Raw genomic sequence first — 13887 nt, 5'->3', positions numbered from 1 at the left:
GACGGCTGGCCATATGGCAACCGTCCCAGACGCAATCCTGCATTGGAAGCGGAAAGTGCAGGAAGCGAGGCCTTGCGCGCCCTTCTGTTCCCCGGCCAAGGCCGGGGCCCAGTTTCGGCGCACTCGTCTAGGCGGGAAGCCCCCTCGAACGACATTGCAACTGGGCCCCGGCCTTGGCCGGGGAACAGCTTCGGGAATCGTCGATCGCCATTTGCGCGGGAGAATTACGGCTGGGTCGCCAGCAGATAGGTCTGCCGCAGCGCATCGATCGGCCTGAGGCCGTCGGCGGCTTCATAGTTCCAGAAGGTCCAGCCATTGCACGACGGCGCGTTCTGCAGCGTCGCGCCCAGCTTGTGGATCGAACCGCTCTGGCCGTCGCAGCGCAGCGAGCCGTCCGCGCCGACCACTGCGCGCCAGCGGCGCTTGCCGTCGGTGAGCACGGTGCCGGGCGCGAGATAGCCGTTCTCGACCAGCTGGCCAAAGGCGACGCGCGGCTGGCTCTTGGGCGCCTGCATCGTCTTCAGCGCCGATTCGTCGAGCGGCAGCGCCGCCTCGATGCGCTCCTGCGCCGCCTCGACATAGGCGCTCTCGCGCTCGATGCCGATCCAGCGCCGGCCAAGCCGCTTGGCGACCGCGCCGGTGGTGCCGGTGCCGAAAAAGGGATCGAGCACGACGTCGCCCGGCTTGGTGCTGGCGAGCATGATCCGGTAGAGCAGGGCTTCGGGCTTCTGCGTCGGGTGGACCTTGGTGCCGCCCCGCTTCAGCCGCTCCTGGCCGCCGCAGATCGGGAATTCCCAATCCGAGCGCATCTGGATCTCGTCGTTGAGCGTCTTCATCGAGCGATAGTTGAAGGTGTATTTCGCCTTCTCGCCGGTCGACGCCCAGATCAGCGTCTCGTGCGCGTTGGTGAAACGCGTGCCCTTGAAATTGGGCATCGGGTTGGCCTTGCGCCAGATGATGTCGTTGAGGATCCAGAAGCCCAGGTCCTGGATCGCCGAGCCCACCTTGAAGATGTTGTGATAGCTGCCGATCACCCAGATCGTGCCGTCGTCCTTCAGGATGCGGCGCGCCTCGGCCAGCCATTCGCGGGTGAACGCGTCATAGGCGGCGAGGCTGTCGAACTTGTCCCATGCATCGGTGACGGCATCGACATGGCTGCCGTCGGGCCGGTTGAGGTCGCCGCCGAGCTGGAGGTTGTAGGGCGGATCGGCGAAGATGCAGTCGATCGACTTGGCCGGCAGCGCGCGCATGGCCTCGATGCAGTCCTGCTGCAGGATCGTGTCATAGGGCAATACGTCGACCCAGCTACGCGCCGTCGCCGGCTTGAGCCTGCCCTTTTCGAGAACCCCCATTAACCTCTTTCCCTTTGTTGGAGAGGCGGTTTCTGTCGCGGAACGATCCTACGTCAAGCACAGATTGGTTAACGAAAAACCCTGCGATTCCGTTAACTTGTGGAACGGTTCGGAAACTTATCCACATGCTGAGTCGCGAAGTTATCCACAGCCACTAGATATGGGGTGTGGCGAAAAAGACTCAATCCGCCGCCGCCCGGCGCTTTTCGTCGCCATCCCCGCACAGGCGGGGATCCCGGATAACTTCGCGTGCCGCTTCGGGCTCTGGATCCCGCCTGTGCGGGGGTGACGGAGAATCATGTGGCGACGGCTATTCCGCCCCCCGGGTCCCGAAGTCGAAATGCGCCTGCGCCACCGGGGCGAAGCTCCTGCGGTGGTGCGGCGTGGGGCCGAGCGACCGCAGCGCCTCCTGATGGACCTTCGCCGCATAGCCCTTGTTGCTCGCCCAGCCATAGCCGGGGTGGAGCGCGTCCAGCGCGATCATCATCGTGTCGCGCCGGTGCTTGGCGACGATCGAGGCGGCGGCGATCGACAGGCAGAGCGCGTCGCCGCCGACCACGGCATGGCTCTGGTGGCTCCAGTCCGGACAGCGATTGCCGTCGACCAGCACGAAGGCGGGGGCCGGTCCGAGCGCCTCGACCGCCCGCGTCATCGCCAGCATCGTCGCCCAGAAGATGTTGAGGCTGTCGATCTCCTCGACCGAGGCGATGCCGACGCCGACCCGGGCACAGGCGAGGATCTCGGCGCAGAGCCGCTCGCGCCGGGCCGGGGTGAGCGCCTTGGAATCGTCGATGCCCTCGGGAATGCACTGTGCGTCGAGCACCACGGCGGCGGCGACCACCGGGCCGGCGAGCGGGCCGCGCCCGGCCTCGTCGACGCCCGCCACCGGGCCATTGTGCAGCTTTCCGTATTTCCGCTCGAACTTCAGGTCAGGCATCGCCGACCCGCCATGGCGGATAGCGGCGCATCTCGCCGGCCTGGTAGAGGCGCACCGAATTGCCCGCCGGATCGCGCAGCCGCGCCTCGCGCCAGCCCCAGGTCTCGTCCCTGGGCTCCTGCTCGAAGGCGATGCCCTGTTGCTGGAGATAGGCGACAGTGACGTCGAGGTCGCCGCATTCGAAATAGACGACCGGCGCGGTGTATCCCGGATCGGTGGCGATGCTGAACGTGGCGCCGCCCTCGGTCTCGAACCGGGCATAGCGGGGGCTGGCACGGACGACCTGGGTGAGGCCGAGCAACCGGTAGAAGCGTTCGCTGGCGGCAAGATCGGTGGCGGGGACGGTCACCTGGTTGAGCATCGGCTCGAAGAAGCTCAGATTGAGGTCGAGCCGCACCGCCTGGTGCCCCATCGGGCCATGGCCGCGGCCCAGCCCCGGCGCCTCGCGCATCGCGATGCGCACGAAGCGGCGGGCGCGGCGAACGGCCTCGGGCAGGTCCCATTCCTCGGCCAGCCCGCAGGCGATGGCGGTGGAAAGCGTGCAGCCCGTGCCATGGGTGTTGTCGGTCTCGATGCGCGGATTGCTCCACTCGATCTCGGGCGGATCCTCGGGATCGGCGGAATAGAGCCGGTCGGTGATGATCGGGCCTTCGACATGGCCACCCTTGACCAGCACCGCGCAGCGATGCGTCGCGACCAGCGCGCGGGCGTCGCCGCCCAATGCCGCCAGTTCGGGGATGTTGGGCGTGACGACGCTGGCGCGGTCCATCAGCCGCTCGAACGCGGCGATGGTCGCATCGTCGGCGAGCGTGGCGCCGCTGGTCGCGACCATGACGGGATCGAACACCACCGGCACGCCGGGCAGTTCGCCGAGCTTCTCGGCCAGCGCCAGCGCGGTGCGGGCCGAGCCGATCATGCCGATCTTGATCGCGTCGACGCCGATATCGGTGACGCAGGCGTCGATCTGGGCGAGCACCATCTCGGTGGGCACCGCATGGACGCCGGTGACGCCCAGGGTGTTCTGCGCGGTGATCGCGGTGATCGCGGTCATCGCATGGCCGCCGAGCATGGTGACGGTCTTGATGTCGGCCTGGATGCCGGCGCCGCCGCCGGAGTCCGATCCGGCGATGATCAGGATGCGAGGCGTCATAGACATCAGCCCTTGAACCGGCGCTCCGTGCTGGCCGGGTTGTTCGCCAGTGCCTTACCCACGCGCGCCGGCCGGTCCAACAGCTCGCCGCCGCAATTGGGGCAGCGTTCGTCGAGCGCGTCGGCGCAGGCGGCGCAGAAGGTGCATTCGAACGAGCAGATGAAGGCGCCGCCCTCGTCGGCGGGCAGGTCGGCGCCGCAGCGCTCGCAATCGGGGCGCATCTCAAGCATCAGGCGGCCGCCGCGCGCACGACGTCGCAGATGCGGTCGACCACCGCCTCTACCTGCGCCTTGTCGTCGCCCTCTGCCATCACCCGGATCACCGGCTCGGTGCCCGAGGCGCGGATGACGAGGCGGCCCTTGCCGTCGAGCTCCGTCTCGGCCGCGGCGATCGCATCCTGCACGCGCGGATCCTCCAGCGGCTTGCCGCCCTTGAAGCGGACGTTCTTGAGCAGCTGGGGCAAGGGATCGAAGCGGTGGAGCACTTCGCTGGCGGGCGCGCCGGCGCGGACCAGCTCGGCGAGCACCTGGAGCGACGCGACCAGGCCGTCGCCGGTGGTCGCATAGTCGGACAGGATGATGTGGCCCGACTGCTCGCCGCCGACATTGTAGCCGGAGCCGCGCATCTTCTCGAGCACATAGCGGTCGCCCACCTTGGTGCGGATCAGGCCGAGGCCCTGCGCCGAGAGATGACGCTCGAGCCCGAGGTTCGACATGACGGTGGCGACCAGGCCGCCGCCCGCGAGCCGGCCCTGGCGCGCCCAGCCGCCGGCGATCGTCGCCATCAGCTGGTCGCCATCGACCACCTTGCCATGCTCGTCGACCACGATCAGCCGGTCGGCGTCGCCGTCGAGCGCGATGCCGATATGCGCGCCCGAACCGACCACCGTCTCGCACAGCGTGTCGGGCGCGGTGGAGCCGACGCCGTCGTTGATGTTCTTGCCGTTGGGGGTGACGCCGATCGCGATCACGTCGGCCCCCAGCTCCCACAGCGCCGAGGGCGCGACCTGATAGGCGGCGCCATTGGCGCAGTCGACGACGATCCTGAGTCCGTCGAGCGTGAGATCGGAGGGGAAGGTAGACTTGGCGAAATGGATGTAGCGGCCGCGCGCATCCTCGACCCGGCGGGCCCGGCCGATATCGGCCGAGGCGGCTAGCGCCACCTCGCCGTCGATCAGCGCCTCGATCGCCAGCTCGTCCGCGTCGGACAGCTTGTAGCCATCCGGGCCGAACAGCTTGATCCCGTTGTCGGCATAGGGATTGTGGCTGGCCGAGATCATCACGCCCATGTCGGCGCGCATCGAATGGGTGAGCATCGCCACCGCGGGCGTGGGCATCGGCCCGACCAGCACCACGTCCATGCCCACCGAAGTGAAGCCCGCGACCAGCGCGTTCTCGAGCATATAGCCCGAAAGCCGCGTGTCCTTGCCGATCACCACCCGGTGCCGGTGATCGCCGCGCCGGAAATGCGCGCCGGCCGCCATGCCGACCTTCATCGCCATCGCCGCCGTCATCGGCGACAGGTTCGTCGCGCCCCGGATTCCGTCGGTACCGAAATATTTTCTTGCCATGTGCCGTTTTCTCGCGACCTTGCGGGTCCTCAACCGCCACCGGATAGCGCGGAATTTCTCAAAGGGCGAGCATGTCGCAACCAACCCGTATCCTGTTGTCCCTGATCGCGGGACTGATCCTCGGCGCCGTGCTCGCCGCCTGGGCGCCCGCCGCGGCGCTGACCGCGGCCGAATTCGCGCAGCCGATCGGCCAGGCCTGGCTCAACGGCCTGCAGATGACGATCGTGCCGCTGGTCGTCGCGCTGCTGATCACCGGCGTCGCCGCCACCGCCGAGGCCGCCCAGGCCGGCCGCCTGGCGGGCCGCGCGATCGCGCTCTACGTCGTCGTGCTGTTCCTCTCGGCCACGGCCGCGGCGATCCTCACGCCGCTGTTCCTCCACATCGCGCCGCTGCCGCACGAATCGGCCGAGGCGCTGCGCGGCGCGCTGGCCGGCGCCGAGAAGATCGGGCCGGTCCCGCCGATCGGCGAGTTCCTGGCCGCGATCGTCCCCGCCAACATCGTCAAGGCCGCGGCCGAGAACGCCTTCCTGTCGCTGATCATCTTCTCGCTGATCTTCGCCTTCGCGATGACACGGGTGGGCGGCGAGGCCCAGGCGCTGCTGACCAACTTCTTCAAGGCGCTGCGCGACGTGATGCTGGTGGTGATCGACTGGGTGCTGTGGGTGGGGCCGCTCGGCGTGTTCGCCCTCGCCCTCGTCGTCGGCGCCAAGGCCGGCACCGGCGCGTTCGGCGCGCTGATCCATTATATCCTCACCGTCGCCGGCGTCGGCCTGGCGGTGACGATCTTCGCCTATCCCGTGGCGGTGTTCGGCGGGCGCGTGAAGCTCGGCCGCTATGTCCGCGCCGCCCTGCCGAGCCAGGCGGTGGCGCTCAGCACGCAATCCTCGCTCGCCACCCTGCCGGTGATGATCGAGGGCTCGGGCAAGCTCGGCGTGCCGGTGGCGGTGTCGGGCGTGACGCTGCCGCTGGCGGTGGCGATCTTCCGCGCGACCGGACCGGCGATGAATTTCGCCGTCGCCATCTATGTCGCCGAATGGTTCGGCGTGCCGCTGAGCCCGGCGACGCTGGCGGTGGGCGTGGTGGTCGCGACGCTGACTTCGCTCGGTTCGGTGAGCCTGCCCGGCACGGTAAGCTATGTCAGCGCCATCGCCCCCGTCGCGGCGACGATCGGTGCGCCGGTGAGCCCGCTCGGCCTGCTCGTCGCGGTCGAGACCATCCCCGACATCATGCGCACCGTCGGCAACGTCACCTGGGACATCGCCGCGACCAGCTGGCTGTCGCGCCGCGCCGGCAAGGTGCCGCTGGACGAGGCCGACGCGATACTCGCCCACGATACGTGAACGGGCGGACCGCGGGACTCCGGCTGGCCCGGCTCGCGGCGGGGCGGTTCGCCAGGCCTATGGGCAGGGACTCGCCCGGCCGCTCACTTCATCAGCACCAGCTCTTCCGACATGGTCGGGTGCAGCGCCACGGTCTGGTCGAACGCGTCCTTGGTCAGCCCCGCCTTCACCGCCACCGCCGCGGCCTGGAGGATCTCCGGCGCGTCCGGACCGATCATGTGAAGGCCGACCACGCGGCCGGTCGTGCCGTCGCAGATCATCTTGTAGAGCGCGCGCTCGTTGCGATCGGCGAGCACATTCTTCATCGCGCGGAAATCGGACTGGTAGACCGCGATCGAGCCCAACTTGTTGCGCGCCTCGCTCTCGGTCATGCCGACGCCGGCCATCGGCGGGTGGCTGAACACCGCGCTGGGGATGCAGCCATAATCCACCCGGTGCGGCTTGTTGCCGAAGATCGTGTCGGCGAACGCCTGGCCCTCGCGGATCGCGACCGGCGTGAGCTGCACCCGGTTGGTCACGTCGCCCACCGCATAGATCGAATCGACCGACGACTTGTTGTCCGCATCGACCTTCACCGCGCCCTTGTCGTCGAGCTCGACGCCGATCTCCGCCAGCCCCAGCCCCTCGGTATTGGGCACGCGGCCGGTGGCGAAGAGCACGCAATCGACTTCGATGGGTTCGTGCCTGGTCAGCGTCACCTTGAAGGCGCCGCTCTCCAGCTTCTCGATCGACTTGAACTCGGCATGGAAGCGGAAATCGATGCCCTTCATCAGCGAGATCTGGAGCAGCCGGTCGCGCATCGAATGGTCATAGCCGCGCAGGATCACGTCGGTGCGGTTGACCAGCGTGACATGGCTGCCGAACTCGTTGAAGATGCCGGCGAACTCGTTGGCGATATAGCCGCCGCCCGCGATCAGCACCCGCTTGGGCAGCTTGTCCAGGTGGAACACTTCGTTCGACGTGATGCCGAGGTCGCTGCCGGGGAAATCGGGCACGTGCGGATGCGCGCCCGTGGCGATCAGGATGTGCTTGGCGGTGATCTTGCGGCCGCTCGCCAGCGTCACTTCGTGCGGGCCGGTGACGGTGGCACGCTCGAGAAAGGTCTCGACCTGGTTGTTGTGCAGCGTCTGGGTGTATAGGCCGTTGAGCCGGTCGACGTCCGCCAGGACATTGTCGCGCAGCACCGCCCAGTCGAAATCGCATTCGGGCACGTTCCAGCCGAAGCGGCGCGCGTCCTTCAGGTCCTCGGCGAAATGCGCGCCATAGACGAGCAGCTTCTTGGGCACGCAGCCGCGGATCACGCAGGTGCCGCCGATGCGATATTCCTCGGCCACCGCGACCCTGGCGCCATGGGCGGCCGATACGCGCGAGGCGCGGACGCCACCGGAGCCGGCGCCGATGACGAAGAGGTCATAGTCATATTCGGCCACCGGCAATCCTCCGCTCGTTTCGAGGCCGGGAGATAGGGCGCATGCGGCCCGATGCCAATGTCAGCCCCGGCGCAGGTCGATCCGGCGCGAGAGGAAATGGAGGACCCAGCCGATCCCCACCGCCGCCAGCGCGGCCGGGATCACGGCCGCCGGCACGTCCTGCGGCTCGACGAAATGCTGCGCGCCGATGCCGAGCGCGACGAGGCCCCAGACCCAGACATGGAGTGCGACCCGCCACGGATTGCGGCGGCGGAAGCGCGCGGCCAGCTCGCGCGGGATCGGCACCCGCCCCGCCAGCTCGCCGCGGATGCGCTCCCGCAGGCGGCGCAGGTCGCGGCGGAAGCGATAGAGCTGCCAGATCGGCCAGCCGTGCAGCACCGCGCCGCCGGCCGCGCCGCCGATCACCATGGTGGGGCCGATCGGCAGATGCGCGGCCATCGCGATGAGGAAGAGCCCGACGAAGAACAGGCCGAACAGCCAGCCATGGACCTGGCCGGCGACATGGTCTTGCTCGACATGGCGATCGATCCGCGCGAACGCCTCGGCCTGCCAGCCCGGGATCGCCGCGGCCGGGGCGGGAAGCAGGTCCCCCGTCCCGGGATCGAAGAGCGGCCCCAGCGGACTCGCCGGAAACCAGCGCTCGATCGCCGCCCGCTCGCTCTCCCGCACGCTTCGCCCGTGATCCATCGGCCGCCCCCTTGCCGTGAGAGCAGCGAGTCTAGCGGAGGAGAGTAAACGGGGGCTTTCGCTTCACCGTCGCACCGTCGGCCGGGGCCCCTAGCGCTTGCGCACGAACTCGGCGCGCAACACCAGGCCCTTGATGCCGTCGAACTTGCAGTCGATCTCCTGGCTGTCGCCGGTGAGGCGGATCGACTTGATCAGCGTGCCGCGCTTCAGCGTCTGCCCGGCGCCCTTGACGGTCAGGTCCTTGATCAGCGTCACCTGGTCGCCGTCCTGGAGCAGGTTGCCGACCGAATCGCGCACCTCGACCGCATCCGCCGCGCCCATTTTCGCGGCGGCCTCGGCGGCGGGGATCCACTCCCCGCTCGCCTCGTCATAGACATAATCGTCGTCGTCGCTCATCCGAATGCCCGCGCGATGAGGTCGCTGGTCGAGGCGTCGAAGTCCTGGCCGCCGGCTCCCGCCGCCTTCGCCATTTCCTTGCCGAGCTCGACGCCGAACTGGTCGAACGGATTGATGCCGAGCAGCACCGCGTTCACGAAGGTGCGCTGCTCGTAGAACGCCAGGATGGCCCCGAGCGTGCGCGGATCGACGCGGTCGAGCAGCAGCGTGGCCGAGGGCCGGTCGCCCGGATAGGCGCGCGCCGGATCGTCGTTCGCGCGGCCGGCCATCAGCGCGGCGCCCTGGGCGAACATGTTGAGCAGCAGCTGGCGATGATGCTCCTCGGCCAACCCGTCGCCCGGTTCGATCGAACCGACGAATTCCAGCGGCACCAGGCGGGTGCCCTGATGGAGCAGCTGGAACACCGCATGCTGGGCATCGGTGCCGACGCCGCCCCAGGTGATCGGCGCGGTCGGCCAGGAAACCGGCTGTCCCTCGGCAGTGACGCGCTTGCCGTTCGATTCCATCTCGAGCTGCTGGAGATAGCTGGGCAGCAGGCGGAGCCGCTCGTCATAGGCGAAAGTGGCGCGCGTCTCGCAGCCGCGGACCTGCGTGTAGTAAAGGTCGGCGAATGCGGCGAGCACCGGCGCGTTCGCCTCGAACGGGGCGAGGCGGAAATGGCGGTCCATCTCGGCGGCGCCTTCGAGCAGTTCCTCGAACGCGTCCCAGCCCAGCGCCAGCGCGGCGGGGAAGCCGATCGACGACCAGAGCGAATAGCGCCCGCCCACCGATTCGGCGAAGGGCAGCACGCGCGTCTCGTCGATGCCGAACGCGATTGCCTTTTCCGGCGCGGCGGTGAGCGCGACGAGCTTGCCATAGGGATCGGCGACGCCGCCCTGCATCAGCCACGAGATCGCGCTCTCGGCATTGAGCATCGTCTCGGTGGTGGTGAAGGTCTTCGAAGCGATGGCGATCAGGGTGGTCTGCGGATCGAAGCGGTCGAGCGCGCTTTCCAGCGCGACGCCGTCGACGTTGGAGACCACGGCGACTTCGTAGCGGCCGGCATCGCGGCCCAGCGCGTCGACGAGCAGGTCCGGGCCCAGGGCCGAGCCGCCGATGCCGATATGGAGGATGCTGCGCACGGGCCCGAACGCCTCGGCCTCGATCGCGTCGATCAGCGCGCGCATGCGGGCATGATAGGCCTGGGCGCGGGCGACGCTGTCGGGCGAGCCCTCGCCGCGCTCGGCCGTGTGCTCGGCGGCGCGGCCTTCGGTGACGTTGATCTTCTCGCCGGCGAACAGCGCGTCGCGCTTGGCGACCAGGCCCATCTCCGCCGCGATCCGGGTGAAGGCGGCGATCAGATCGGGGGTCAGGTGCGTCTTCGACCAGTCGAAACGAATGCCCGCGACATCGGCGGAGAGCGTGGCGACCCGGCGCGAATCGCGCGCGAACAGTTCGGCGAGCGTCGGGACTTCGAGCGACTTGACGGCGGACCAGTCGGGCAATGCCATGTTCATCTCCTTTGCGGCAATCGAGCCCCTATCGTCCCGGGATCGCCGCCGCCACTCCATTCATCGGCTTGACCTCACCGCCCGCCCCAAGCAGAGCAGGTACCCATGGAAAACACGCCCGCCGATTCCCTGAACGAGAAGCCCGCCGCTGCGGCCGCGGCTGTGGAGGAAAAGCCCAAGAACGAATGGAAGGACCTCGGCGTCTTCCTCGTCAAGCTGGCGCTGATCGTCTTCGTGGTGCGAAGCTTCATCTTCTCGCCCTTCTCGATCCCCTCCGAATCGATGATGCCGCGGCTGCTGATCGGCGACTATCTGTTCATCACCAAATGGAACTACGGCTATTCCAAGCACTCGCTGCCCTGGAGCCTGCCGCTGATCCCGGGCCGCATCTTCCCCGGCACGCCGGCACGCGGCGACGTGGTGGTGTTCAAGGCGCCGGGCCATGACGGCGAGGACTGGATCAAGCGCGTGATCGGCCTGCCGGGCGACAGCGTCCAGGTGGTGAACGGCCAGGTGGTGCTGAACGGCAAGGCGATCCCCAAGCAGAAGGTCGCCGATCTGGAACTGCCGATCACGCCGAACTTCACCAATTGCCCCGCCCTGTTCCAGGGCATCAGCGGCAAGGGCGATCCGGTGTGCAAGCTGCCGCGCTTCCGCGAGACGCTGCCGGGCGGCAAGACCTATGACGTGCTCGACCAGGGGCTGACGCCGCAGGACAATACCGAGGTGTTCCACGTGCCGGCCGGCCATGTCTTCCTGATGGGCGACAATCGCGACAATTCGACCGACAGCCGCTTCGCCCAGCCGCCCGAGGGCCAGGGCATCGCCTATGTCCCGCTGGAGAATCTCGAGGGCAAGGCGGTGCTGAGCTTCTGGTCGACCGATGGCAGCGCCAACTGGTTCCTGCCCTGGACCTGGTTCACCGCGGCACGCTGGGGCCGGATCGGGGAAGGCTTTTGAGCGCTCCCGATCTGGGGGAGTGGATCGTCAGGACCTTCGGCCAGCGCCCATCCGACCTGGCCCCGTATCAGCGCGCGCTGACGCATGGCAGCCAGGCGGCCGAGAATTACGAGCGGCTGGAGTTCCTGGGTGACCGGGTGCTCGGCCTCGCCATCGCCGAATGGCTGTACGAGCGCTTCCCCGGCGAGCCCGAGGGCGCGCTTTCCCGCCGCCTCAATGCGCTGGTGACCGGGCCGATGTGCGCGAATGTGGCACGCGAAGTCGGCGTGCCGCCGCTGCTGCGCCTCGGCAAGCAGGCGCGGGGCGACGGCGCGGCGGACAGCGACAATGTCCTGGGCGACGCGATGGAGGCGCTGATCGGCGCGCTCTATCTCGAGTTCGGCTTCGCGCCGGCGCGCGATTTCGTCCGCAAGGCCTGGGCGAAGCATATCGACGCGCATGCCAGCGCGCCCCGGCACCCCAAATCGGCGCTGCAGGAATGGGCCGCCGCGAACAATCGCCGCCCGCCCGAATATGTGGTGACCGACCGTTCGGGCCCCAACCATGCGCCGCGCTTCACCGTGAAGGTGTCGATCGGCAGCTTCGCCGAGGCCGAGGCGCCGGGCACCAGCAAGCAGGACGCCGAGACCGCGGCCGCGGCGGCTTTGCTGGCGAAGCTCAAGGCTTGATCCCCGCTCCCGCTTGCGGGCGCGCGAACTGGAAATGAGATGACCGATACCACCGAAACCCAGCGCTGCGGCCTGATCGCGATCGTCGGCGCCCCCAATGCCGGCAAGTCCACGCTGGTCAACGCGCTGGTCGGCCAGAAGGTAGCCATCGTCAGCCCCAAGGCGCAGACCACGCGCACCCGGGTGATGGGCATCGCGATCGACGGCGATGCGCAGCTGATCCTGGTCGACACGCCGGGCATCTTCACCCCCGAGCGCCGGCTGGACCGCGCGATGGTCGCCGCCGCCTGGGAGGGAGCCGAGGGCGCGGACCTGGTCGCCCTGGTGGTCGACGGCAAGGGGGGGATCGGCCCCAAGGTGCAAACCGTGATCGAGAGCCTGAAGGGCCGGCGCGAGCGCAAGATCCTGATCCTCAACAAGGTCGACGTCGCCGACAAGCCGCGGCTGCTCGGCCATGCGGCCAAGCTCAACGAGCTGCTGCCGTTCGACGAGACCTGGTTCGTCTCGGCCCAGACCGGCGACGGCGTGGCCGAGCTGAAGGCCGCGCTCGCCGGCGCGATGCCCGAAGGGCCGTGGCACTTCCCCGAGGACCAGGTGAGCGACGCGACCGATCGCATGCTCGCCGCCGAAGTGACGCGCGAGCAGCTCTATCTCCAGCTCCACAAGGAACTGCCCTATTCGAGCGCGATCGAGACCGAGCAGTACAAGGAGCGCGAGGACGGGTCGGTCGAGATCCACCAGCAGATCCTGGTCGAGCGCGAGACCCAGCGCGCGATCGTGCTCGGCAAGGGCGGCGCCCGCATCAAGGAAATCGGCGCCCGCGCCCGCGCCGAACTGTCCCGTCTCATGGGCGTAAAGGTCCATCTCTATCTTCACGTCAAAGTAAGGCCCGAATGGCAGGAAGACCGTTCGCTTTACCGTGAGATAGGGTTGGACTGGGTCGAGTGACGCACAAGCTCAAGGTTGCCATCGTACAGGATTCGCCGGTTCCCCTCGCGATTGCGCCGGGGCTGGACAAGGCCGTCGCCAAGGCGCGCGAAGCGATCGAGAAGGGCGCGCGCGTGGTCGCGTTCGGCGAAGGCTTCCTCGGTGGCTATCCTGCCTGGCTGGAGCATGTCGCCCCGGCCCGGCTATGGGACCATCCGGGTACGCGCGAGCTGCACGCGCTGCTGCTCGACCAGGCGCTTAGCGGCGAGGATCCGCGTTTCCAGCCGCTGCAATGGACGGTGGACATCGCCGATGTCGCCGTCTCGGTCGGCGGCTATGAGCGGGTGCGCCAGAGCCTCTACGCGACGCAGTTCCTGTTCCGGCCCAAGGCGCCGGTACTGCGCCACCGCAAGCTGATCCTTTCGCCCGCCGAGAAGCTGATGCTGGGCCAGGGCGACGGATCGACGCTCGGGCTGCATAGCGCGCCCTGGGGCAGGATCGGCCAGCTCGCCTCGACCGAGCATTGGATGCCGCTCGCGCGCGCGGCGATGCATCACGAAGGCGAGACGGTGCACGTCGCCGCCTGGCCTTCGCTCACCGACATCGCGATGCTCGCCTCGGCGCATTATGCCTATGAAGGGCGCGCCTTCGTGCTCGCGGCGGGGACGGTGCAGCACAAGCAGGAACTGATCGCCGGCTATGAGAAGGCCGGCGGCGACGGCTCGGCGCGCAAGCTGCTCGACCGGCTGCCCGAGGGCCAGGTCCAGCACGGCCATAGCGCAATCCTGGCGCCGGACGGCGCAGTGATCGCCCAGGCCGGCGCCGCCCCCGAGATGCTGATGGCGGAGATCGATCTCGACGAAGTCGATCGCGGCCTCGCCACGATGGACGTGGACGGCGCCCAGGCGCGGCACGACGTGTTCGAGCTCTCGGTCGATCGGCGCGCGCGGGCGGGGATCGTCGAGAAGGCGGCCTGAGGC

14 protein-coding genes are annotated in these 13887 nt (G+C 68.6%); 5 read left to right on the top strand and 9 right to left on the bottom strand.

The annotated features are described in order from the left end of the window. Positions 1-224: 224 nt before the first annotated feature. From FHR20_RS14275 to glmM, 5 genes are all read right to left on the bottom strand, one after another. Positions 225-1352, bottom strand: coding sequence for a site-specific DNA-methyltransferase (locus FHR20_RS14275; RefSeq protein WP_167300235.1), 1128 nt, complete (start codon positions 1350-1352; stop codon positions 225-227). Positions 1353-1662: 310 nt separating this feature from the next. After that, positions 1663-2289 carry a ribonuclease HII gene (locus FHR20_RS14270; protein ID WP_167300234.1) on the bottom strand — a complete coding sequence of 209 codons (627 nt, stop codon included), beginning with the start codon at positions 2287-2289 and terminating at the stop codon, positions 1663-1665. Next, positions 2282-3439 carry a bifunctional hydroxymethylpyrimidine kinase/phosphomethylpyrimidine kinase gene (gene thiD, locus FHR20_RS14265; RefSeq protein WP_167300233.1) on the bottom strand — a complete coding sequence of 386 codons (1158 nt, stop codon included), beginning with the start codon at positions 3437-3439 and terminating at the stop codon, positions 2282-2284. The genes FHR20_RS14270 and thiD overlap by 8 nt, the downstream gene beginning before the upstream one ends. Positions 3440-3444: 5 nt before the next feature. After that, entirely contained in the window at positions 3445-3669 is a 225-nt protein-coding gene (locus tag FHR20_RS14260; RefSeq protein ID WP_137861968.1) for a DUF1272 domain-containing protein, read from the bottom strand. Then, positions 3669-5009, bottom strand: coding sequence for a phosphoglucosamine mutase (glmM, locus tag FHR20_RS14255; protein ID WP_167300232.1), 1341 nt, complete (start codon positions 5007-5009; stop codon positions 3669-3671). Before glmM ends, FHR20_RS14260 begins: the two co-directional genes overlap by 1 nt. A 71-nt stretch (positions 5010-5080) precedes the next feature. Here glmM and FHR20_RS14250 point away from each other — a divergent pair, with 71 nt between their 5' ends. Next, positions 5081-6349, top strand: coding sequence for a dicarboxylate/amino acid:cation symporter (locus FHR20_RS14250; protein ID WP_167300231.1), 1269 nt, complete (start codon positions 5081-5083; stop codon positions 6347-6349). A gap of 83 nt (positions 6350-6432) precedes the next feature. Here FHR20_RS14250 and gorA read toward each other — a convergent pair whose 3' ends face one another. The 4 genes from gorA to pgi form a co-directional block, all read right to left on the bottom strand. Further along, positions 6433-7779: a glutathione-disulfide reductase gene (gorA, locus tag FHR20_RS14245; protein WP_167300230.1), complete on the bottom strand. Its 1347-nt coding sequence runs from the start codon at positions 7777-7779 to the stop codon at positions 6433-6435. Between the two features lie 60 nt (positions 7780-7839). Continuing rightward, entirely contained in the window at positions 7840-8466 is a 627-nt protein-coding gene (locus tag FHR20_RS14240; protein ID WP_167300229.1) for a hypothetical protein, read from the bottom strand. Positions 8467-8556: 90 nt separating this feature from the next. Next, positions 8557-8862, bottom strand: coding sequence for an alkylphosphonate utilization protein (locus tag FHR20_RS14235; protein WP_167300228.1), 306 nt, complete (start codon positions 8860-8862; stop codon positions 8557-8559). Next, on the bottom strand, positions 8859-10352 hold the full coding sequence (gene pgi / locus FHR20_RS14230; RefSeq protein WP_243857320.1) for a glucose-6-phosphate isomerase: 1494 nt from the start codon (positions 10350-10352) through the stop codon (positions 8859-8861). The genes FHR20_RS14235 and pgi overlap by 4 nt, the downstream gene beginning before the upstream one ends. Positions 10353-10457: 105 nt before the next feature. Here pgi and lepB point away from each other — a divergent pair, with 105 nt between their 5' ends. The 4 genes from lepB to FHR20_RS14210 are packed head-to-tail and all read left to right on the top strand — an operon-like array spanning position 10458 to position 13884. Continuing rightward, a complete protein-coding gene (gene lepB, locus FHR20_RS14225; protein WP_167300226.1) occupies positions 10458-11312 on the top strand; it encodes a signal peptidase I in 855 nt (284 codons plus the stop codon). An 11-nt stretch (positions 11313-11323) separates the two neighbouring features. Continuing rightward, positions 11324-11980, top strand: coding sequence for a ribonuclease III (gene rnc, locus FHR20_RS14220; RefSeq protein ID WP_167300538.1), 657 nt, complete (start codon positions 11324-11326; stop codon positions 11978-11980). A 39-nt stretch (positions 11981-12019) separates the two neighbouring features. Next, positions 12020-12928, top strand: coding sequence for a GTPase Era (gene era, locus FHR20_RS14215; protein WP_167300225.1), 909 nt, complete (start codon positions 12020-12022; stop codon positions 12926-12928). Beyond that, positions 12925-13884 (top strand): nitrilase-related carbon-nitrogen hydrolase, encoded by a 960-nt coding sequence (locus FHR20_RS14210; RefSeq protein ID WP_167300224.1) that lies wholly within the window; start codon positions 12925-12927, stop codon positions 13882-13884. Before era ends, FHR20_RS14210 begins: the two co-directional genes overlap by 4 nt. Positions 13885-13887: the final 3 nt, after the last annotated feature.

This window comes from Sphingomonas leidyi (assembly GCF_011761945.1).
In the GTDB taxonomy this organism is placed as follows: domain Bacteria; phylum Pseudomonadota; class Alphaproteobacteria; order Sphingomonadales; family Sphingomonadaceae; genus Sphingomonas; species Sphingomonas leidyi.
The sequence above is the reverse complement of the archived record's forward strand: the minus strand, read 5'-3'. Positions and strand labels throughout refer to the sequence as shown.